The 20778-nt window shown below is 43.5% G+C and carries 19 protein-coding genes and 1 tRNA gene; 9 read left to right on the top strand and 11 right to left on the bottom strand.

What is annotated here, in order from left to right:
* Nucleotides 1-418: 418 nt before the first annotated feature.
* From IGQ44_05980 to cysK, 3 genes are all read right to left on the bottom strand, one after another.
* A tRNA-Thr gene (locus tag IGQ44_05980) sits at nucleotides 419-491 on the bottom strand.
* A 71-nt stretch (nucleotides 492-562) separates the two neighbouring features.
* Complete coding sequence (locus IGQ44_05975; protein ID HIK37518.1) at nucleotides 563-1252, bottom strand: J domain-containing protein; 690 nt, start codon at nucleotides 1250-1252, stop codon at nucleotides 563-565.
* Nucleotides 1253-1259: 7 nt separating this feature from the next.
* On the bottom strand, nucleotides 1260-2201 hold the full coding sequence (cysK, locus tag IGQ44_05970) for a cysteine synthase A (GenBank protein HIK37517.1): 942 nt from the start codon (nucleotides 2199-2201) through the stop codon (nucleotides 1260-1262).
* 164 nt (nucleotides 2202-2365) lie between these two features.
* Between cysK and IGQ44_05965 the strand changes: the two genes are divergently transcribed.
* The 3 genes from IGQ44_05965 to IGQ44_05955 are packed head-to-tail and all read left to right on the top strand — an operon-like array spanning nucleotide 2366 to nucleotide 4879.
* The gene (locus IGQ44_05965; protein HIK37516.1) at nucleotides 2366-2995 is read left to right on the top strand and encodes a HEAT repeat domain-containing protein; all 630 of its coding nucleotides are present in this window, start codon (nucleotides 2366-2368) and stop codon (nucleotides 2993-2995) included.
* A gap of 9 nt (nucleotides 2996-3004) precedes the next feature.
* Complete coding sequence (locus IGQ44_05960) at nucleotides 3005-4285, top strand: HEAT repeat domain-containing protein (GenBank protein ID HIK37515.1); 1281 nt, start codon at nucleotides 3005-3007, stop codon at nucleotides 4283-4285.
* Nucleotides 4286-4303: 18 nt separating this feature from the next.
* A complete protein-coding gene (locus IGQ44_05955; protein HIK37514.1) occupies nucleotides 4304-4879 on the top strand; it encodes a phycobilisome protein in 576 nt (191 codons plus the stop codon).
* Between the two features lie 77 nt (nucleotides 4880-4956).
* Here the strand turns inward: IGQ44_05955 and IGQ44_05950 are convergent, their stop codons facing one another.
* The 6 genes from IGQ44_05950 to IGQ44_05925 all read right to left on the bottom strand — a co-directional run bounded on the left by IGQ44_05950 (nucleotide 4957) and on the right by IGQ44_05925 (nucleotide 11251).
* Nucleotides 4957-6705, bottom strand: coding sequence for a diflavin flavoprotein (locus tag IGQ44_05950; GenBank protein ID HIK37513.1), 1749 nt, complete (start codon nucleotides 6703-6705; stop codon nucleotides 4957-4959).
* A gap of 2332 nt (nucleotides 6706-9037) precedes the next feature.
* Nucleotides 9038-9697 (bottom strand): Na(+)/H(+) antiporter subunit B, encoded by a 660-nt coding sequence (locus tag IGQ44_05945; GenBank protein ID HIK37512.1) that lies wholly within the window; start codon nucleotides 9695-9697, stop codon nucleotides 9038-9040.
* Nucleotides 9633-10205, bottom strand: coding sequence for a DUF4040 domain-containing protein (locus IGQ44_05940; GenBank protein HIK37511.1), 573 nt, complete (start codon nucleotides 10203-10205; stop codon nucleotides 9633-9635). The genes IGQ44_05945 and IGQ44_05940 overlap by 65 nt, the downstream gene beginning before the upstream one ends.
* Complete coding sequence (locus tag IGQ44_05935) at nucleotides 10198-10485, bottom strand: monovalent cation/H(+) antiporter subunit G (GenBank protein HIK37510.1); 288 nt, start codon at nucleotides 10483-10485, stop codon at nucleotides 10198-10200. The genes IGQ44_05940 and IGQ44_05935 overlap by 8 nt, the downstream gene beginning before the upstream one ends.
* A 122-nt stretch (nucleotides 10486-10607) precedes the next feature.
* On the bottom strand, nucleotides 10608-10856 hold the full coding sequence (locus tag IGQ44_05930; GenBank protein HIK37509.1) for a hypothetical protein: 249 nt from the start codon (nucleotides 10854-10856) through the stop codon (nucleotides 10608-10610).
* Complete coding sequence (locus IGQ44_05925) at nucleotides 10853-11251, bottom strand: cation:proton antiporter (GenBank protein HIK37508.1); 399 nt, start codon at nucleotides 11249-11251, stop codon at nucleotides 10853-10855. Before IGQ44_05925 ends, IGQ44_05930 begins: the two co-directional genes overlap by 4 nt.
* Before the next feature lie 19 nt (nucleotides 11252-11270).
* Here IGQ44_05925 and IGQ44_05920 point away from each other — a divergent pair, with 19 nt between their 5' ends.
* Both IGQ44_05920 and gshA read left to right on the top strand, forming a co-directional pair.
* On the top strand, nucleotides 11271-11414 hold the full coding sequence (locus tag IGQ44_05920) for a hypothetical protein (GenBank protein HIK37507.1): 144 nt from the start codon (nucleotides 11271-11273) through the stop codon (nucleotides 11412-11414).
* Entirely contained in the window at nucleotides 11392-12546 is a 1155-nt protein-coding gene (gshA, locus tag IGQ44_05915; GenBank protein HIK37506.1) for a glutamate--cysteine ligase, read from the top strand. Before IGQ44_05920 ends, gshA begins: the two co-directional genes overlap by 23 nt.
* A gap of 551 nt (nucleotides 12547-13097) precedes the next feature.
* Here the strand turns inward: gshA and IGQ44_05910 are convergent.
* Complete coding sequence (locus tag IGQ44_05910; protein ID HIK37505.1) at nucleotides 13098-14435, bottom strand: TRAP transporter large permease subunit; 1338 nt, start codon at nucleotides 14433-14435, stop codon at nucleotides 13098-13100.
* A gap of 6 nt (nucleotides 14436-14441) precedes the next feature.
* Entirely contained in the window at nucleotides 14442-15113 is a 672-nt protein-coding gene (locus IGQ44_05905; protein ID HIK37504.1) for a HEAT repeat domain-containing protein, read from the bottom strand.
* Between the two features lie 93 nt (nucleotides 15114-15206).
* Between IGQ44_05905 and IGQ44_05900 the strand changes: the two genes are divergently transcribed.
* The 4 genes from IGQ44_05900 to IGQ44_05885 all read left to right on the top strand — a co-directional run bounded on the left by IGQ44_05900 (nucleotide 15207) and on the right by IGQ44_05885 (nucleotide 20753).
* Nucleotides 15207-15425: an acetyltransferase gene (locus tag IGQ44_05900; protein HIK37503.1), complete on the top strand. Its 219-nt coding sequence runs from the start codon at nucleotides 15207-15209 to the stop codon at nucleotides 15423-15425.
* A 1079-nt stretch (nucleotides 15426-16504) separates the two neighbouring features.
* Nucleotides 16505-17065: a rod shape-determining protein MreD gene (gene mreD, locus IGQ44_05895; protein ID HIK37502.1), complete on the top strand. Its 561-nt coding sequence runs from the start codon at nucleotides 16505-16507 to the stop codon at nucleotides 17063-17065.
* 77 nt (nucleotides 17066-17142) lie between these two features.
* Nucleotides 17143-17427, top strand: a complete 285-nt coding sequence (locus IGQ44_05890) for a hypothetical protein (GenBank protein ID HIK37501.1) — start codon at nucleotides 17143-17145, stop codon at nucleotides 17425-17427.
* A gap of 128 nt (nucleotides 17428-17555) precedes the next feature.
* Nucleotides 17556-20753, top strand: a complete 3198-nt coding sequence (locus tag IGQ44_05885; protein ID HIK37500.1) for a valine--tRNA ligase — start codon at nucleotides 17556-17558, stop codon at nucleotides 20751-20753.
* Nucleotides 20754-20778: the final 25 nt, after the last annotated feature.

The following is a 20778-nucleotide window of genomic DNA, read 5'->3' as shown; positions in this document are numbered from 1 at the left end:
TCGATGATTTTAATCACTTATATTGGGCGTTTATCATCTTTTCTATTAATTGAAAATAGTAAAAATTTTGTGCTATTGACTTGTTTTATGGAACCAAAGGGAATGAGAAAGTAAGGGAAAGTAGCAGCAGTTAACATATTTGCCTTGTTGTGCCATTGCGGCGGGGAAAACAAGAGGGGTTCAAGTGGGAATTTTGAGGTTTTTATGGCCCCTTGCTTTTGCCTGCCCTTGTCTTAGGGGGCAGTCAAGACTATACTGAATGGGGTTAGTAATTAAACCCGGCTGGTGGGATGGGCCAAAGCCTTTAATTTCTGGAGACACAGAAGGGGCCGCCCACCACTGGGGGGGGAGACGGGCGGGAAGTCTTCCCTTGAGAGACTGTACTAGGGTATTTCTAGCCCTGTTGTGGGGGTATAGAAGCCACCTACCGGACTTGAACCGGTAACCTTTCGATTACAAGTCGAGTGCTCTGCCAATTGAGCTAAGGTGGCTGGTGAAGGTGAAGAGGAGTGGTCAGCGGTAATATTATAACAAACAGAAAGGGGTGAGCGTCAAGGGGGTATCAGAGAAATCGTTTGGCCATGGCAGAGGCTTGAGAGTGGACTTCCTTTGCCAGGTTGAATAATTCTTTGCCCAGGTGGAGGTAGTATTCTTCGTAGGTTTGGGTGAATCGGGTTAATTCTTCTAAGCCGTCATGGATGTGATTGAGACAATAATAGAGATTGGCAGCAATATTGGCATAGAGACTGGGATTGGGTTGAGAAGAGAGGAGATTTTTGGCTTTTTCGTAGGCTTGGGTGCTATCCTCGAGATAGGCAAGGAAAAATGACATCAACTCCTCGTCATACACATCTGCAGACAGAGCCTCTATTTCCTCCTCCAGGGGTTCTAGGATAGAATGGAGAAGACTACTAACAGGCAGATAGACTTGTCTTAACCACCTGAGTTGACTTTCCTGTTTGGCCTTTCTTTGTTGAGTGGTGTTTTGGTGTTGTTTAGCCGCTTGTTTGTGTTTCTGTTGACGGGATTTTTGCCAGCTGACGGTGTTATCTTGTAGGGTTTTATCGTAAAGTTGACGACTTTCTGGATCTTTTAGGACTTCGTAGGCTAAATTGAGTTTAACAATGAGTTCATGGTCGGCAGAGTCACTTTGACTGTCGGGGTGGTATTTTTTTACCAGCCGCCGATAGGCTTGTTTGATTTCCTGGGGGGTGGCATTGGGTTTTACCTGTAATAACTCGTAATAGTTCATCCTTGTACTAACACGACAAATCCTGAAACAGAGGTGTGCTAAGATAACGTTCGCCAAAACTGGCTTGAATCATGACAACTAGTTTACCCTCATTTTCGGGACGTTGGGCAATTTGAATAGCAGCTGCCAAGACAGCACCAGTGGAAATACCCGATAGGATTCCCTCCTCCCTGGCGAGACGGCGACTATATTTCATGGCGTCCTCGTCACTGACTGCTATAATTTCATCAATCAGGTCTAATTTCAGTACTCTTGGGATAAAACCAGCACCAATGCCTTGGATTTTGTGGGGCCCCGGTTTACCCCCCGACAATACAGGGCTACCCTTTGGTTCAACGGCAATGGCTTTAAAAGTGGGCTTTCTGGGTTTAATTACCTCTGCTACTCCTGTAATTGTACCTCCTGTACCGACTCCTGCCACTAAAAAGTCCACTTTCCCCTCTGTATCCTGCCATATCTCTTCGGCAGTGGTTTGACGGTGGATTGCAGGGTTAGCGGGATTTTCAAACTGTTGTAGCATGTAGGTGTTGGGTATAGTTTCAACAATTTCCTGAGCGCGACGAATAGCACCAGCCATGCCTTCTATGCCGGGGGTTAATTCTAGTTTCGCCCCATAGGCGCGCAAAAGAGCCCTTCTTTCTAGACTCATAGTCTCCGGCATGGTGAGAATTAGCTGGTATCCCTTGGCTGCTGCCGCCATAGCTAGGGCAATGCCCGTATTGCCGGATGTAGGCTCTACTAGTATGGTATTACCGGGTTGGATCAAACCTGCCTTCTCCGCCTCGTTTATCATGTTCACCCCAATCCTGTCCTTTACCGAGGCGGTGGGATTCATACTCTCCAACTTTACCACAATCTCTGCAAAACAGCCTTCACTTTTTGGAATCCTGTTTAGTCTTACTAGAGGTGTCCTTCCTATTAGTTCTGTAATATTATTGGCTATTTTCATGCTATTAGGTGTCCTCAGTTACTAGTCTTCTATTGTAATGGCTTTTGCTGCCTCTCCCCATTTCCGGCGTGCAATATATCTTTAATTTGTTTAACAATGGGGTCATCCTAATCAACAACAATGGAATAATTGATCCTTAAACCGACACAGACAGGTGGCCGACTATGAGTATGGATGCCCTATTTGAACAGTTAAGACATCCTAACCCCCATTTACGAGAAGAGGCCATATGGCAAATTGCCGAATCCCGGGATGAGACTACTATTCCCCGCTTAATGAGTTTATTGGGGGAGGAGGATGTGGTATATCGACGGGCGGCGGTAAAAACCCTTGGTGCCATAGGCTTGCCTGCTGTAAACCCCCTAGTGGAGACTCTCCTTACCAGTGATAACCCCGTAGTTAGGGCCAGTTGTGGCAAAGCTTTGGCACAGGTAGCCGTCAACTATCCTGACATCGTCTTCCCCGAGGAGGCTTTAGCCGGTTTGAAAGCCTGTATTGAAGACCCCAATCCCGTGGTACACTTAGTTTCTATTATGGCACTTGGGGAGATGGGCACTCAGGGGTTGGAGATATTGACGGAATCCTTGCAAACTACAGAAAATCCCTCAGTAGCCATGGCGGTTATAAATGCCCTAGGCTCAATTCCCGATCCAAGGGCCATGGATGCCCTCAACGCCGTCTGCCAGGACGAATCCAGGGATGAAATGTTGAGGGAGGCTGCTAAGAGTGCTACCTCTCGTTTAGAACAGGTTATCAAATTCAAGGAGGTTAACGACGCTCGTTTTAATCGTTAGGGTGGCATTATGGATAAGCGTTTCAGCGTACTATTCAATATTACTGAGGAAGCTGCCCTCCGCCTCTTACAAACCCCCCTGGAGAAATTAGATGACCCCAGTGCCAGGTATGCTGCTGCCTGTCACCTAGTACACTTCAAAAGTCCTCGGACTATCCGGGCGCTAATAGAGGCCATTGAAAATTGTGATGACCAATTGTACAACAGGATTACCAAGAGAAAGGCCATAGAAACCCTGGGGAGGTTTAAGGCGGAAGAGGCATTGCCCGTCATTCGCAAGTGTCTGGCAGACGATGACTGTTACACGGTGGAAAACGCCGTATGGGCAATAGGGGAAATAGGGACCACCGACGACTCCTTGTTGGAGGAAATTACTGCCCTTTTGGCCAAACCTGGTCAAAATTATCGGGTAATCATCCAAACCCTAGCCCGTTTGCAGTATGAGCCAGCAGCCGACTCTATTCGTCCCTTTCTTGCCTACAATGACGACTGTGTGGTAAGTGCGGCCATTAGTGCCCTTGCCCGTCTAGAAGGGGATTATAGTCAAGTTTCCAGACTGTTGGACTTTCTCCAGTCTCCCAATGTGAATGTCAGACGGGGGGTTATTCAGGACTTGATGGACTTAAATTATTATCCCGCCATACCGGCCATTGCTTCTTGTCCAGTTTCCATTGTCTTCCGGTTGCGGGGTATTCGTCATCTTGGGGAAAATGCCATCCGTGGAGGGGTGAAATCCTTCTCAGAAGTCGAGCCCTATTTAGATCAGGTGATCTATGATGATCCCAACACCCTGGAACTGGTACATGAATATGATGCCCCTCCTAGTGTCGATTTCCTCATCCAGGAATTGTATCACACCGACTTTGGCCGCTGTTATCTTGCCGTCAAGACTCTCCAACAATACCACCGTCAGGGGTTAGGGGAGATTCTAATGGACACTTGGCAACGGGAGGCTCATAACGACTATGGAGCCCATTATCATGTTATCAGATTGTGGGGGAGACTTAAATACCAACCCGCTTTTGACTTGTTGGTAGAAGCCTTGGAAAACACTGCCCCTCAATTTCAAAAATCCCGTGCTGCTGCTGCCTTGGCCCTAGCCAATTTTGGTGGCTATAATGTCCTCCATTTACTCAGAAAAAATATACACACAGATATTTTCGATTTAAAATACGCTTGTTTGTTAGCACTTTCTCAGCTGGGTGACTGGGAGACTATATCTCAATTTCGTGACGACCCTGACCTCTTAATTAGAGAAAAAGCTAAGAGCATTTTCCAGAAAAAATCTTAAACATTTACGGAAATTATTATGTTAACAGAAAGAGCAAAAGAACTAATACCAAAAGCCAGAATTTTTAGTTTGGAAACTGTGAAAAATATCTATCCGGAGAGGGTGATTAGTATATTCCAAGAAGCAGACGATGAGGGGAAATACCTCAGCGATTCTGATATGGAAGAAATAGCAAATCTGGTGCCTTTTCTCAGGGAAAGTCTGGAAAATAGCAAAACAATCCGAGACAAGGCCCAGGAAATTGTAGAGGGAGCCAGAAAGGAAGTATTAAAAGCTTTTCCGGAAATTACCGGCCCAGGTGGGGAACTTTATCCCCCCAATAGGGCAGAAGCCTGTTGGCGCGACCTCTGGCATTTTCTCCGCTGTATAAGTTACGCCATCGCGGGGAAAATTGAACAATTCACCAGCGATTTTGGTTTAGCAAATATGGAGTTGCTTTATCAAGAATTAAAAGTCCCCCTGCCGGCAATGGTATTGGGACTGGAGAAGGTGAAAACCTATAGTTTGTACTATTTTTCTGAGGAACAAAAATCGTTCCTTTCCCCCTATTTTGACCATTTAATTGAACGCCTAAAACAGTTTAAATCAGGGTGAGGGTATTGGGGAATAGGGATTAGAGACTAGGGAATGTTGGAGCCCTTAGGGACCCCCTATCCCCTACCCCCCACACCCTAGTAGTGGGCGCCGGATTTGCGGTGATGCACGGCAGTAATGCCGGATTCTGACAGGACTTTCCCTTTGTGGGCAAGGGCATATAATACCCAATGATCCCCACACTCTAGACGATTCTTCACCTCACATTCTAAATAGGCTAGGGCAGACTTCAAGATGGGACAACCGTTACTACCTTCCTCCCAGTCTATGCCAACAAAACGATCTTCCCCGGGGGCGAAGGGTTTTAAAAAGTGTTTCATCAGGTCGGCATGTTCCCCCTCTTGTAGTATATTTAAAACAAAATGAGCCCCAATGGGTAAGAGGGATTCAATGGCCCTCTCTTTGGCCACTGCCACGGTTATGCCGGGAGGATTAAAACTGGCCTGAGAAACCCAGGAAGCTACCATGGCCCCCTTCAAATCCCCCCTCTTGGTGGTGACTATACAAAGGGAGCCAACAATCCTTCCCAGGGCTTGAGATGCCCTTGGGGTGGTGGTTTCTTCTATGCCCTTGTCCTTGGCCTTTAGGGATTTCTTGTATTTTCTCAAAGCCTGGGCAAAGTCAGTGCCAGCCTCTTCACAGGTTTTTAACACTTCCTCTGTGGGCTTAAATTTTACCCGAATAGTCTCAAAACCGAAACGATAACCCCCATCCCTCAATTTCGATTCTAGCAAATCAATAGCCTCCCCACTCCAACCATAGGAGCCAAACACCCCCACCAGTTTATTTCCCTCGGCAGTGGTTAGGGCTATCCCCAGGGCCTTTTGGATTTGGGAGGGGGCATGTCCACCTAGGGTGGGGGAGCCAAATATAAATCCATCACATTGGGCTATGGCTGTCTTAATCTCTTCATCACTGGCATACTCGGCATTGATAGACTCAACCCTTACCCCCGCCTTGGTTATTCCCCGGGCAATGGCAGAGGCTATCTGGGCCGTATTACCGTAGGCTGAGGCGTAAATCAGGGCTACATTTAACTCCTGACCCTGCTGTTTGGCTAACCACTGCCTGTATGAATGGACTAACTCCCTTAGACCATATTTTACCAGAGGACCATGGGCTGGGGCGTAGATGGTGGCAGGGAAATTCTGAATTTTTTCCAGTGCCTTACTGACTTGGGTTGCACAAGGAGCAATCACACAGTCAAAATAATAACGTCTATCTTCTAGATAAATCTGCCAACCTTCATCTAACACCTGTTCACCACAAACGTGTGCTCCGAATAATTTGTCGGTGTAGAGGATTTGCGTCTTGCTGTCATAAGTAAGTAATTCGTCGGGGTAACGGGGGTTGGGGGTGGGGAAGAGTACTAACTGATGCCCCTTCCCTAGGTCTAGACTATAGTCACCCTTTACTGCTACTATGTCCAAGGGCTTATTAGCAATAGTGTCCGGATAACTGTGGTTAAAAATCTCTTGTAGGGATTTTGCCCCTGTGTTAGAGACGATAATAGTTATCTGTGGCGCTTGTTGTAGTAATCGGTTTATGGTGACTGCCCTATTGGGGTTGACATGTCCTAGAATAAGATAGTCTATCCTACCTAGGTCTATCCTCTCGGCCAAGGCTGACATGTAAATTTCCGTGAATGACTCTCCCGGCGGGTCAATTACGGCAATTTTATCCCCCTCCAACAAGAAGGAATTGGCTGTGGTGCCCCTACACAACCCATATTCTACTTCAAACTTTAATCGTTCCCATGTCCTCGAACGTAATACTTTTGTCTCTGGCGCTATGGTATAAACTTGGACATCCCTCCCCTGTGTCATAATTTTTCCCCTCCTATCGTTTCATTTTTTTCTATTATCCAATAACACCTCTTCACTATCAAGGCCTATTAATTTACAAAATTAAATTGCAGATATTTTACATATTGATAAATAGAAATACCAGGGAATTCATGTCCGGCCCTCATACTAACAGATTAAATATTATCATGGGCTATATGGTTTTGCTTTAACAATAAAAATAGCAACTTGAAATATTTAACCTTATTAATGGATTTATAGGTTTCCTTTCAACTATAGTAACAATAAATTTAGATGTATTATCTTGTGTTGGTAACTCACAGGTTTACACAAACATTTACAAACAATTATCCCCCCAAATTACAAATACTTATCCTCCCTCAGTAACTCCTTGTGTCATTTGGTTTGTAGTGCCACCATTTCCTGTATTTGCCGGGCCAAGTATTTGTTTTCCACAAGTTGTATGCTATGCCTCTTTTTTTAGACAACAATTAGAATCCTCGGTATTCCCTGCCTAACTTCCTCACAAGGTTGTCCTTTTTGTTTTATAAAATTGTCTTCTTCTTTCTGCTGCTTCAATGAACAATAATTTAGAATATTCCCCCATACCTTTCACCTCCTATATTATTGCTTTTTCCAGAGAACTTATACTTTTAAATATATTTATTAATTTCCATTTATGTATTAAATTTAAGCATAATATTCTTCCATTAGCTCCGTTATTATAGAGTCTTATGGGATAAATAATATCCATTTTAATTTCACAATAATTATCAGAGCGCTGTTTTATTTGCGTCAAATTATATTTCAATATTACCCATTTTGCTGGCAGCTTTACCCATTGAACATATTTATTGTCAAAACGTTTTACTTATATTTTTCTCTCCTTTATTGGCGAAATAGCAAGCATCTATTCCCCCTAGGTAATATAGAGCTTTCTTTCGTTTTGAGTAATTATCACTGTGGGCAGAAATTGAAAATATTCATCCATTGTTGATTGCCAGTATTGTTTGTTTTCTAGAGAGTGTAAATCGAGATATTGGTTAATAACTAGTTGGCTGTTGCACCTTTATTTGTCTCGTCTTTTGGTTGTTTTTAGTAACTATTATTTGCCCTTAGGGAAGTATAAATCCAAAATACTCTTATCTGGCCGATTGTACACCTCTTACTCTTTCATTAAATCTCCCTTTTAAGACATAACAGTGTGGCAATGATTGCCATCCCCATTTTACTTCTTTTTTGTTGTTAAAAAGCAATTTATATTATGGTATTTATGCTAGCTTTTGTGGATGAATTCTCTTCAGATTCCCCTCTAAAACATTCTCCATACCTCCCGGAATTCAGTATATTTTACAGTCTTTATTGGAGACTATTAGTGTTTTTCTGAAACGTGGATGCCCAGCAACTAACGCTTTACTTACACTTTTACACGGGATTTTATAACCGTCGACTGACATTTCTATTGTATGTATATCTTGACTTCTTCATGCTATAACTTCTTGCTTTCGTGTTGGAATTCAAAAAACTTTCCCGTCTTTTATTGTTATCTGAGTGTTATACACCCGTTTATCTATCATAACTGTATTTTTTGAGTCAGTAATATCTAGTAGTTATTGTAACCGAAGAGTTAAAATCAGTTCAACAACTAGGAGAAAACCCTAAAAAAACAGAGCCATTATTATTTAGAATAGTTTTCTCAATAGGGGCTACACACCTGTTTGATCACAGGAGGGATATGGTTGGAATTGTTGGCCTCTAAAAGTTGACGAAACGGCCATCATATTCCAAGCATTGTTATTAATAATTTTGCTTCCTCGCCAAAGCAATAATTGATAAAGCAACAACTGATTAGGAGAAGATAACAAGGGGACTGAGGATAAAATAAGCTTTAAAGTTGAGCGGTATTATATGGGAAAATAGACATTGATTGTCAAATTTAAAAGGGCAACCGCCGCCACGTATAGTAGTCTGTGCAAGGGTAATCACAAGACCATATAATTCCCCCACAACCTCCTTTACTAGAAAGAATCATTTGGGCAAGGGGGTATTGTGTTTCCTCAACAGCCAAGTGTTTTGATAAAAGAAATTTGACAAAGAAAAAAGCAAAGAATTAAAGAAAAATCCTAGGCATCCCGGAATTACCCCATAAAAAGTTAGTTATTTTGTTATAATGTCATGTCAGTAGGCAAGGCAGGGAGACAAATTACAATTACAAAATACAGTTCATGGCAATTATGACAAAAAGGGGGAAGTCACTAATTGGTAGTGTTGTAAAAACCCCCCACAGTAGTTGAAATCCCAAAAGATAGGCCAGAGGATGAATTAAAGAAAGAAAAATCATTAACTGGCAGTTTTATAATAATCCCCTGTAGCGGATAAAAAGTAAAATGGCGGCCCATGAGCCCAAGGCTACCTTTAAGGCTACTATGATATTCAGTAAAGGAATCATACCACCACTGAGAAGACTGCCAAATTCGCCACGGGGTAATTCTAGTCCCATAAGATTGACTATTGCTAGGATTATAAAGGCCAATACGGACAATTTTTCTACTGTTTCTGCCTGCCAGCGTTTATAAATCTTTTCCATCCACTGGGAAGAGGAAGTTATAGCAATCAAACCAATGGCTGTGCCCCCTGCAACCCCTGCCGCAAATCCCCCCCCGGGGCTTAAGTGTCCTCTTATTGAAAGTTCAATGGTTACAAGTGCTACAATGGTTGCCCCCAGTCTTGCTAGGGTTATTGAAGGTTTATCTGTAAATTGGTGTACTACGAGAGTAGGTTTTTCATTGGCTAATAGGTGTTTAACTCCCACAATAGCGATGGTGAATACAATCACCTCAAAGATAGTATCGTAGAGACGATTGGCGAAAATAATCCCAGACACAGCATTAGGTATTCCTGTGTCTTTGACTATCATTTCCACAAATGATTCTTCCCCTTGTGCCATTTCATTTGGTAGTAATAGAATTTTTATCATTAAGGCTACTGCTGCCATTACGTACAAAATTTTTATCATATTCTCCTCCTAGAATTAAATATTCTGTTTTTATCTCCCTGCCAATTAACTCAAGTATTCCCTTTGTTCTGACATGGAGTATGTATTTTTTTTCGGGACTATATATTAAAAACCCATGGATTTGTTTTTGGCAAAATGCCTCCTGTAATGTCTCTTCATCTGGGGAGTATACTAATTCTAAACGAAGATGTATTTTCTTGATTATTTTCCTAGTTTCCTCGAGGATGTTTTTAAATTCTTCCCCATATTCCCCCTTAACAACTCCCAGACGGATTACAAAAGAGGAACGGACGGCTACTATATATAAAATAATCCCCAAGAGTGTGCCCACTAGTGCCTCTGTCAAGGCCACATCAGCTGCCCCCAAAACAATATAACTTAAAACTGCAATTGCCCCTAAAATTCCCCTTACCACCAGGGCCTGATAAGGGTTTTCTTGTAATAATTGGAGAAGAGAAGCGATGGGCAACAAGGCTACAACCAAATAAACATAAAGCTCATCCATCTAGTTTTTTACCTCCCTGTTCATTACTACAATAAGCTAAAACGTAACCCAACATTGTATTCCACAGAGCCAGAGAAATTATTGCCAAAATTAGCAGGGATAATTTATGCCCCCCTTGCAGTGCCAGCCCTATTACTATCAAAATTGAACCTAGGGTATCCGATACAGAGATACCGTGTAGTTTATACAACACTGACCTTTTCTCTAGGATAGTTATGGTACCCCATGTCCAGAATATTAAGCCCAAAATTAATAGAAAGTAACTGGCATTTGTCATCATTTTCCCTCCTGTAAAACCGCTGGTAATTCTACCTAAAAGCCTGTTAAGATTTTTCCTCATTTAATCTCCCCTGATTGCCCTTAAGTTATAAGCCACATTGCCTTTCATTTATTTCTCCCTATTTAACTACTAATTTTCCTTAGAAGATGGGCCAAAAGCATTAATCCCCCGTTACCAACAGTTAGGATTAAAACCCCCACCACTGTCATCATCTCATCATCCCTAAAAGTAGCAATTGCCAAAGTCATAACAGCCGCCTTGGTGGAGACACTGCTGGCTGCCAACATCCTCTGCCAAATGTCTTCTTCCCTTGCCGTCTGATAGATAGGAATTAAGAGCAGTAGCAGCATGCAGATTATAATATACCTCATTTTTGTTTCTCATCAATAAGGGGTTGAATTCTCCGAATTTTATGGACTTCATACCAGCCCTCTTTGTGGTATTTTATCACCACAGTTTTTGGGGTAAAAGTGATGAAAAATATGTCTAAGAATATCAGAAAATCTGGTCTACCAGGCCTAACCTTTTCCAGTTGCAAGCCCTCATAACGATGGGGGAAAATCATCATTTCTATTGCCTCCTTATAAGCCTGAGGGAGTATTAAAATACTCTTGGTGAAAACCGGCAACCACTCCCTCACAGGAAAACAGATACGTGGTTTAGGCAAAACAAAAGCAACAGCCATACCGATCATAATATTAGCGGGGCTAAAATCAGAAGTTAGAAGAAACCAGATTCCTAAACGAAAAAAAAGATGTAAAATCATGGGGTAGGGGAGAAGTAAGATGGGTTGTTTAGTACCCCATGATAACCTGCGGCAGGGAGAAATGGGGGAAGACAAAAAATCTTGTCAGGGAGACAGAGTTTACGGGATAATAGAGGGTAGCAGTAGAAAAAAGGAAAGATGTGCTACTATCAAAAGGATCTGAGGTAGAGGTATATACGGGAACTAGGGAAGGAGAAATTGTAGGACTTTCCCATAGAATAGTACAAGACTTGCGGGGATTTGTAAGAGAACCAGACAGTCGTAATGTGGAATATACTACTGCCCCTCTTTGTAATTATGATAAACTCCTGTGTGCCCTGCTGCGCCCGCGTCAGCAATTAAGGCGGTATCTGGAGACACTGGGGGACTATACCATAGTGCCAGGAAGTACACTCTCCTTGGGGGATAGTAGCACATTTTTCCGGTCAGATCCCCAAAATCCCTATCACGAGTATATAGAAAAAACCTACCACACCAACATTGTAACTGCCAGTGTCCATATTAACATAGGCATTAGTAACACAGAGAAACTTATCCAGGCATATCGTCTTATTCGCTGTGAAGCACCACTTTTGCTGGCTTTAAGTGCGTCTTCCCCCTTTCTAGACAATAGGGTTACGGGTTACCATTCCACCCGCTGGCATCTGTTTCCCCACACACCCAAACATGTGCCCCTGTTTCACAATCATAGCCATTTTATCCAATGGATGGAAAAACAACTCAGTTGCGGCACTATGCAGAATGTGAGACACCTGTGGTGTTCCGTGAGACCAAATGGGGATAATCGCCCTTATAGTTTAAATCGTCTAGAATTAAGGATATGTGATTTAGTGCTTAATCCCCTCCACCTATTAGCCATCACTGCCCTTTTGGAAGCCAGAATCACCCAGGTTTTGGCCGACGACACCCTTGATCCTTTAAAACGGAGTACTATTAGTCAAGGGGATTTAGAAACAGAATTGTTGAAAATCATTCGTCACAACGAGGAAGCCGCCAGCCGAGATAGTTTAGAGGCAAAACTATACCACTGGCAAGATGGCAGGGAGATTATCGCTCGTCACTGGCTAGAAAACCTCCTGGCAGAGTTGTATCCCCTGGCAAAACAATTGGGATTTGCCTGTTTTCTTAGCCCCGTCTATAACATCCTACGGGATGGAAACCAGGCTCAACAGTGGCTGCGACAGTATCAACAGGGCATGTCCATTAGGGAAATCATACAACAAGCCATCGATGCCGTCTATCAGGAGGAGAAGGAATTGGAGGACAAACTCTGCCAGACCATCGTCACCGCCTGAAGCTCTATTCTTCCCCTCCTTCTTCTCTCCTAACTACTTTTCAACCGGGCGGCTCTTTTGTATTGAGCTATACCATAAAAACACATGGGGAGGGCACCATTCTATTCTAGGCTAGCACGAAGAACAGATATTTAGACGCCCCCCGGGGGTATGTTAGGCGTATTTCTTGAAGAAACTGTAACATTTGTTTATACTCGGAAAAGTAATAGCAACTGAGAAGTGACAGAGATAGAAAAATTTTTTTCACCCCTGCAGTTATTGGAGAGTAGAAACTCTAATTGTTATAACTTCCCACAGTAGAAGAAAACATCTCACCCTTTTTCTCAAATCCCCTGTACTATTGTACTTCGTATGTTCTAAAAATCAGACGGGAAAGGGCCATTCTCTACGATGGTAGCACCAACATTGTATTTTCAGATGCCCCCCGGGGGGATATTTGGGCTTAATCTTGAAGAAATTGTAATAATCCTTAGTAATCGGAAACAAAAAAATTCTACCAATGGCATTTTGGACTATTTTAAGGTGGAAAAGTTGGGGCACTTGACTGCTTATTAAGTAGTAGCAGAGATGGAGGGTAAAAAAGTTGCCAATGGCGGGAAGATAATAATCAAAATTAAAACTAGTAATTGTAGGAGTATGAAGGGGATGACACCAAGATATATATCCTGAGTAGTAACTTCCTTAGGGGCGACTCCTCTTAGGTAAAATAAGGCAAAACCAAAGGGAGGCGTGAGGAAGGATGTCTGCAAGTTAGCGCCTAAAAGGACTCCGTACCATAATAAATCTATTCCCATAGTTTTGGCAACAGGGGCAAATAAGGGGACAACAATAAAGGCAATTTCAAAGAAGTCAATAAAAAAGCCTAGGAGAAAAATAACAGTCATGTTTACCGTCAAAAAACCCCATTTTCCCCCCGGCAAATTCACCAATAAGTCCTCAATAAATCTATCGCCACCTATGCCCCTGAATACCAGACTGAAGACGGTTGAGCCCAGGAGAATAAATAAAACTATAGTGGTGATTACCATGGTAGATTCACAAGCTTTTCGGAGGGTTTGCCAATTCAAACGGCCAGCCCTACCTGCTAATGCCATGGCTCCAATGGCTCCCAACGCCCCAGCTTCCGTCGGGGTTGCCACGCCAAAAAATATGCTTCCCAAAACGAGAAAAATCAGTAAAACCGGCGGCACTAGGGCTTCGCTAACTCTAATCCACAACTGTTTCCCATCTATCTTCCTCACCTCTGCAGGTAAGGCGGGGGCAATATCCGGACGTAACCAGGCAACCATCAACACGTGAATGGCAAAGGCAGCCGCCATCAACAATCCTGGGATTACTGAGGCAATGAATAAGTCTCCCACCGGTATACCTAATTGGTCTGCCAATACCACTAACACTACACTGGGGGGTATAATTTGCCCAAGGGTGCCACTGGCGGCAATCACTCCTGTGGCTAATCGCTTGTCGTAACCATACCGCAGCATTATTGGCAGGGAAATCAACCCCATTGCCACTACTGTTGCCGCTACTACCCCCGTGGTAGCCGCCAACAACGCCCCCACCACTACCACTGCCAGGGCTAATCCCCCTCGCAGACGCCCAAATAATATCCCCATTGTTTCTAATAGTCTTTCGGCAATCCCCGTGTTTTCCAGTATTGCCCCCAAAAAGATAAAGTAGGGGATAGCCAAAAGGGTATAATTTGACATAATCCCAAAGATGCGGGAGGGAATAGCCGCTAACAGCATTGGGTCAAAAATCCCCAAACCCCAGCCTATTAGGGCAAAAATCAGCCCTACCCCTCCCAAGGAAAATGCCACAGGATAGCCGGTAGCAAGAAATAATAACGCCCCGGCAAACATTAATAATCCCAACCAGTCAACAGACATAGACTTTCAACCATCCCCCATTTTAAATTCCTTTTCTAACGCCGCCGCCACCACACGATGATCTGAATCCTGTTTTAATTTATTTAGAGCCTCAGTGGCACGGGGGTTATTGTATCTACTGAGGGCGATAGCCACTTTAGCACGAATTCGCCAAGACTCGTCATCCACTAGCTGCAGTAATTGTTGTAGTGCCTCCTCTTCCTTCTCCGTCCCTGCTAATGCCCCTAGACAACTCACACATGTCTCCTTTACCGTATAGTCATCCCCTCGTATCCCACAAATACATACATCTAACAACTCATTAGGGCAGTTTAATTCCATCATTGCCCCTAGTATACTCAGACGCACCAGCCAACTGTCATCCTGATGGAAAGCCTGTTGTAGGTGGGGTATTGATACTTCCCCAAATAGGGAAAGGGAATTAGAGGCTTCTGCCCTTACATTGGTGTCTCTGTCGAATTTTAACATTTCCAATAGGGTAGCGAAAGACTCTGCCGTCTTTTGTCTCCCTAATCCCATGGCTACTAACGAGCGTACCAAAAATTGTTCATCCTCCTTTGCCTTTAACAAAAGTGGCACTGCTACCTCTGGAGTATAATTTTGTAATGCCGTCACTGCCCTTATTCTCTCTTGTATATCCTCAGAATTTAGTTGTAATTCAATCTTTTCAAGATCCATATCCCCTCCAGCTTAAAGTTTTTTTAAGTTTACTTTACGCCACACCAGTCCCTTTGGCAAGATATGAGGTTGAATTTACACTGTGGATTTGCCATGAATGAAGTTGTCAATCAACCTGTCAGCCAAGCTGAAATTGAAGCTGTAATTGTAGAGTTAGAACAGTATCGTCAAAGACTGATCAATGATATTATCAATATGGGCAAGAAGATTAAGTTGTCTCACAAGAAGGTGGAGCAGAATATCAACGAACATCCTGAGATTAATAAAATCGACCAGATTTTAAAACAACTTCGTGCCCAAATAGGCAGTTAATAAAACTCTTATAATTATCCCCTTCCACATCCTCCCAGCCAGTTAGAAATTTATCCCGTCTCCCCTCCTCTTTGTTATTTCATAATAGGTGGCCCAGGGGCCTGTAATTATAAGTACCTACCCCCAGGCACATGGTGACTCTTTTCCAGCAAGTGGGGCTTGTGGAAAAATTTCCGACTTCCCCCTCTCCAATTAATGAGATTTTTTTCGCTAGACAGAAAGAAACTACTACCAGGAGAAAAAACGCCCCAACCCAGACTTAAATTGCCAGAATCTCCTGAAATAATACTCAGGCAAGAACGGCAATGAGGGGATATGGTAGAATAAATAAGGGAACAAAAGGTCCTAAAACACCTACTTATGCAAATATTACCCACAATTTGCGGAGAAAGTGCCATGAGAATTGGGTATATGTAAAATGCGAGGGGATAGCCTGAATGCCCACCACCAAAAAACCAGGGAAAAGGGAGTTGAAGAATAGCAGCAGTTAGGCAGTAAAAAAAACATATATTCAGTGTAGTTTAAACCCTTTTTTGTACTAAATTTCCCAGAAAAATATAATCACTCCCAAACCAACTGGCAACCAGGGTTAAAGCAGCTTCCTTTCTCCCCTCCCCCCTTTTTTTTCCGGGCAATCAGTGCACTCCCTCCTGTGGCTGGTATAACACCAGTTGTTGTCTCAGGAAAAGGGAATTTGCCATAATATCATCATGAAAATAAGGTAACCCACAGAGACTCACTAGTAACAAAACTCCCAGAAACCTCCGAGGAGTTATAGGCCAAAGAGGTTGTCCCACAGGCGAAGTTTAATGGCAAAAAACCCCTGCCCATTTCTACTTGGCCAAAATGACATAAGACTGGTATAATCTGGGGGAAAAGTTAGGGAGGCAATTATTAGTCTTCCCGCAGCCAAAAAAAAGACTAAATCCCACATCTAAACCCCCAGCAGCCTCCTGTGATGAACGAATAAATATGGCGGCAAAACAGACACAAACCCCCCTCTGCAGGAGTCAGTGCCCTAAAACCCTTTCTCTCATTCGTGGCACAATCAATAACTATTTACCCCTTTCTGTTGGTATATGTACTTGAGAAAAAATACTCCCCCCTCCTTTTGGCGAGACACCCCCTGGGGAAGACGACTGGTTGTTGTCATATCAGTCATTTTCTGTTGTATCCTATTGATGGTGCGTATCCCGGGATTAGAATTAGTGGGAGTTACTCCTAACTGGCTATTGATTTGGCTGGTAACATGGAGTGTCAAACGCAACTTGTGGCATAGTATAATTGCCGCCGTTAATTTGGGTTTGCTATGGGATAGTCTTACTGGTGTCTTCCCTTCCCACCTGTTGGGATTGTTGGCTGTGGCGTTGTTAACTACTAATGTCTATAGGGATGAATATGTGAAGGAAGATGCCATTTCCATAATGTTAATCGTCTTCGGCATGGTGATTATTAATGAGACTGTTATCGCCCTACAGTACAGCCTTCTTTCTTCTATCCCCCAACTAGACATCTGGCTTAACTACCAAAAAAACTCCCTCGCCTCTGCTGTTGTTAGTAGTTTGTGGGCACCACTTGTATACTTCCCGCTAAGCCCTCTGCTTCATCCCCCCACAAGTCGCAAACCTCGTCTTCCCTAATTCCAACCAGTCTGATTGTTAAACAGGGGAAAATGGGTAACAATATAATTGGGGAAAGACTAATCGTCAGTATTATAATGAGTGATAAGAGTAACTTTGGAACTGGATTCATCCTCGGCACTATTGTTGGTGGTATACTAGGAGGTGTTATCGGCAGTATTGTTGCCAGCAAGAGTCAGTCTACCAACGCCAACACCGGTGACTTTGTGCGCAAAAAACAGTCTGACAAACCCCTAGATGAATCCCGGGAGGGGGATACTCGTCTAACCCTGGAGGAGAAGATTAACCAACTCAATCGTGCCATCGACGAAATAAAATTAGACTTGTTGGCCAACAGTCAAAGACAAAAGGAAGAAAACTAAGCTATAGTCTGTAAATATGCCCCTTTTACACCCCCCCTGGCGAAACGACAAAATTTGTTATCCTCTAACTTGATAATCAAACAGGATTCCCCACTGTCAGTTAATTTTGAGAAGACTAAGCCCATTGTATGACTATGCCCGAGTTTATTTTACCCCCTCAATATGACCCCCACAAGACGGAAGCCAAGTGGCAGGAATTTTGGTTATCCCGTGAAGTCTTTAAAGCTAACCCCCATGCCGGCGACGAAGTCTATTCCATCGTCATACCTCCGCCAAACGTCACAGGTAACTTACACATGGGGCATGCTTTTAATATATCCCTCATTGACACCCTCGTGCGTTATCACCGCATGAAGGGAAAAAATACTCTTTGTCTCCCCGGCACCGACCATGCTAGTATAGCCGTACAAACCCTCATCGAAAAACAACTAAAGGCAGAAGGCAAAACCCGCTACGACTTAGGTAGGGAAAAATTTTTGGAAAGGGCATGGCAGTGGAAACAACAGTCAGGTGATACCATCGTTAAGCAACTGAAAAGACTGGGTTTATCCGCAGACTGGAGTAGGGAAAAATTCACCCTCGATGAAGACTTGTCTTTTGCTGTCAAAACTGCCTTTATCCGTCTGTATGAAGAAGGCTTGATCTACCGGGGTAAATACATGGTAAACTGGTGTCCGGAATCCCAGTCTGCTGTCTCTGACTTGGAGGTAGAAAACAAAGAAGTCGACGGCTTTCTCTGGCACATCCGTTACCCACTCACTGATGGTAGTGGCTATATCCAGGTTGCTACCACTCGCCCAGAAACCATGTTGGGGGATACCGCCGTTGCCGTCAATCCCCATGATACCCGTTATCAGTCTCTAATTGGCAAAAGTGTTACCCTCCCCCTCGTCGGCCGCGAAATCCCCATCATTGCTGATGACTTCGTTGACCCCAATTTTGGCACTGGCTGTGTTAAAGTAACTCCAGCTCATGATCCTAACGACTTTCAAATAGGTCAACGTCACAATCTCCCCATGATCAACATTCTAAACAAAGATGGTTCCATTAATCAAGAGGGGGGGGAATTTGCAGGACAAGACAGGTTTGTGGCTAGACAGAATATAGTAAAACGTCTGGAGGCGGAGGGGTATCTGGTAAAAGTAGAACCCTATCGTCATAGTGTACCATATAGTGACCGGGGGAAAGTGCCTGTTGAGCCTCTTGTCTCCACCCAATGGTTTGTGAAAATAAAACCCCTGGCAGAGAAGGCTTTGTATGAATTAGAAAATAACCAATCCCCCCGTTTTATACCAGAAAGATGGGCCAAAGTCTATCGGGATTGGTTGCTCAGAATACAAGACTGGTGTATCTCCCGTCAACTTTGGTGGGGACATCAAATCCCCGCTTGGTATGTGGTTAGCAAAACTAATGGGGAAATTACTGATGACACCCCCTTCGTGGTGGCTTTCGACGAAGAAGAGGCTAAGAAGAAGGCCACTGCCATCTATGGAAATGATATAATCCTACAACAGGATCCTGATGTGTTGGATACCTGGTTTTCCTCCGCATTGTGGCCATTTTCTACCCTGGGATGGCCAAAGAATACCGAGGATTTCTCTGTCTACTTCCCTACCACCACCATGGTAACAGGGTTTGACATCATCTTCTTCTGGGTGGCAAGAATGACTATGATGTCTTGTCACTTTACCGGCAAAATCCCCTTCCGGGATGTCTATATCCATGGCTTGGTTAGGGATGAAAATGGCAAGAAAATGTCTAAATCTGCCAATAATGGTATTGACCCTCTACTGCTGTGCGACAAATATGGTACAGATGCTTTAAGATATACCCTGATAAGAGAAGTAGCCGGTGCGGGACAAGATATATCTTTACAGTACGATCGTAAAACGGATGAATCGAAATCAGTAGAGGCATCTAGGAATTTTGCCAACAAGCTGTGGAATGCTGCAAGATTTGTCTTGATGAATTTGGATGGGCAAACCCCGGCACAATTGGGTTATCCTAGTTTAACCGAACTGGAATTGAGTGATCGTTGGATTCTATCTCGATTTAACCGGGTGGTAAAACAAACCACTGACTACTTGGAAAATTATGGTTTAGGGGAGGCGGCCAAGGGGTTGTATGATTTCATCTGGGGGGATTTTTGTGATTGGTATATTGAGTTAGTAAAACCCCGTCTACAACAAGATGCCAATCCTACCTCTCGTAAAGTAGCACAACAAACCCTTGCCTATGTATTGGAGGGGATATTAAAACTGCTGCATCCTTTTATGCCTCACATCACTGAAGAGATTTGGCATACCCTTACCCAAAAACAAGACGACAGTTTAGCCTTACAGTCTTTCCCCGTGGTGGATGAGTTGATTACAATAACCAAGAATAATTCTTTCTTTACAGTTGCCAGGGATAATAAAACCTCTTTTGCCGATGACACTCCTCCCCACTCCAAGTCTTTATACCTTAAGTCGGTTGTTGGTTTATTAAATCAAATTCCCAAAACACTGGCAGAATACCAACAACCCCTATTAGTAGTCATTCTGCTGGTTGTCTTGCTAGTCGTCTTCCGACTTGCTGCAGCAGTGGTTTCTGCCGTTGACAGTATACCCCTTTTCCCCTCTTTCTTCCGTCTGGTTGGTTTGTTTTACATTCTCCAGTTTTCCTATAACAGTCTTCTCTTTGCCGACAAGAGAAAGGCTACTGTTGCCTCTTTTGCCAGTTTTCTGAAACAGATACCCAGCCGGCGTCAATCTCACCCCAGAATGAAAGAGACGATTACTTCCACAAAGCAACCAGAAATATCATCTCCTCCCTCCCTTATTCCCAACAGTCTCATTGACGAGGATTTGGAAAGTGAATTTCAATTGCTATTTGAAACTATTAGAGTAATACGTAATCTTCGGGCGGAGGCGGAAATCAAACCGGCGGTTAAAGTAAACGTTATACTTCAGTCGGAAAACCCTAGGGAGAGGGAAATCCTCCAGAAAACCCACCTGTTTATCCGGGATTTAGCCAAGGTGGAAAACATCCGCATTGTCTCCCGTTTGGAGGAAGAGGATACTGCTAAAACCATTGCCTCTGTTGTTGGTACAATTCAAGTCTTGATACCCCTACAGGGGGTTATAGATGTAGAAAAATTCACCGCCAAGTTGGAGAAAAAACTGGCTAAAATTGAATCGGAAATAAATTCCTTACAGGGGCGTCTTAATAATCCCAATTTTACAGAAAAGGCGCCGACGTTGGTAGTTGAAACTACACGTCACGCCTTGGAGGAAAGCCAAAAACAAAGGGAGATTCTTCGAAAACGTCTACAGCTTTTGAAATAGTGTTTATGGCGGGTAACGGCTATTT

The organism is Geminocystis sp. M7585_C2015_104 (genome assembly GCA_015295805.1).
Lineage (GTDB): Bacteria > Cyanobacteriota > Cyanobacteriia > Cyanobacteriales > Cyanobacteriaceae > DVEF01.
This window is presented reverse-complemented; position numbering and strand designations above follow the sequence as displayed.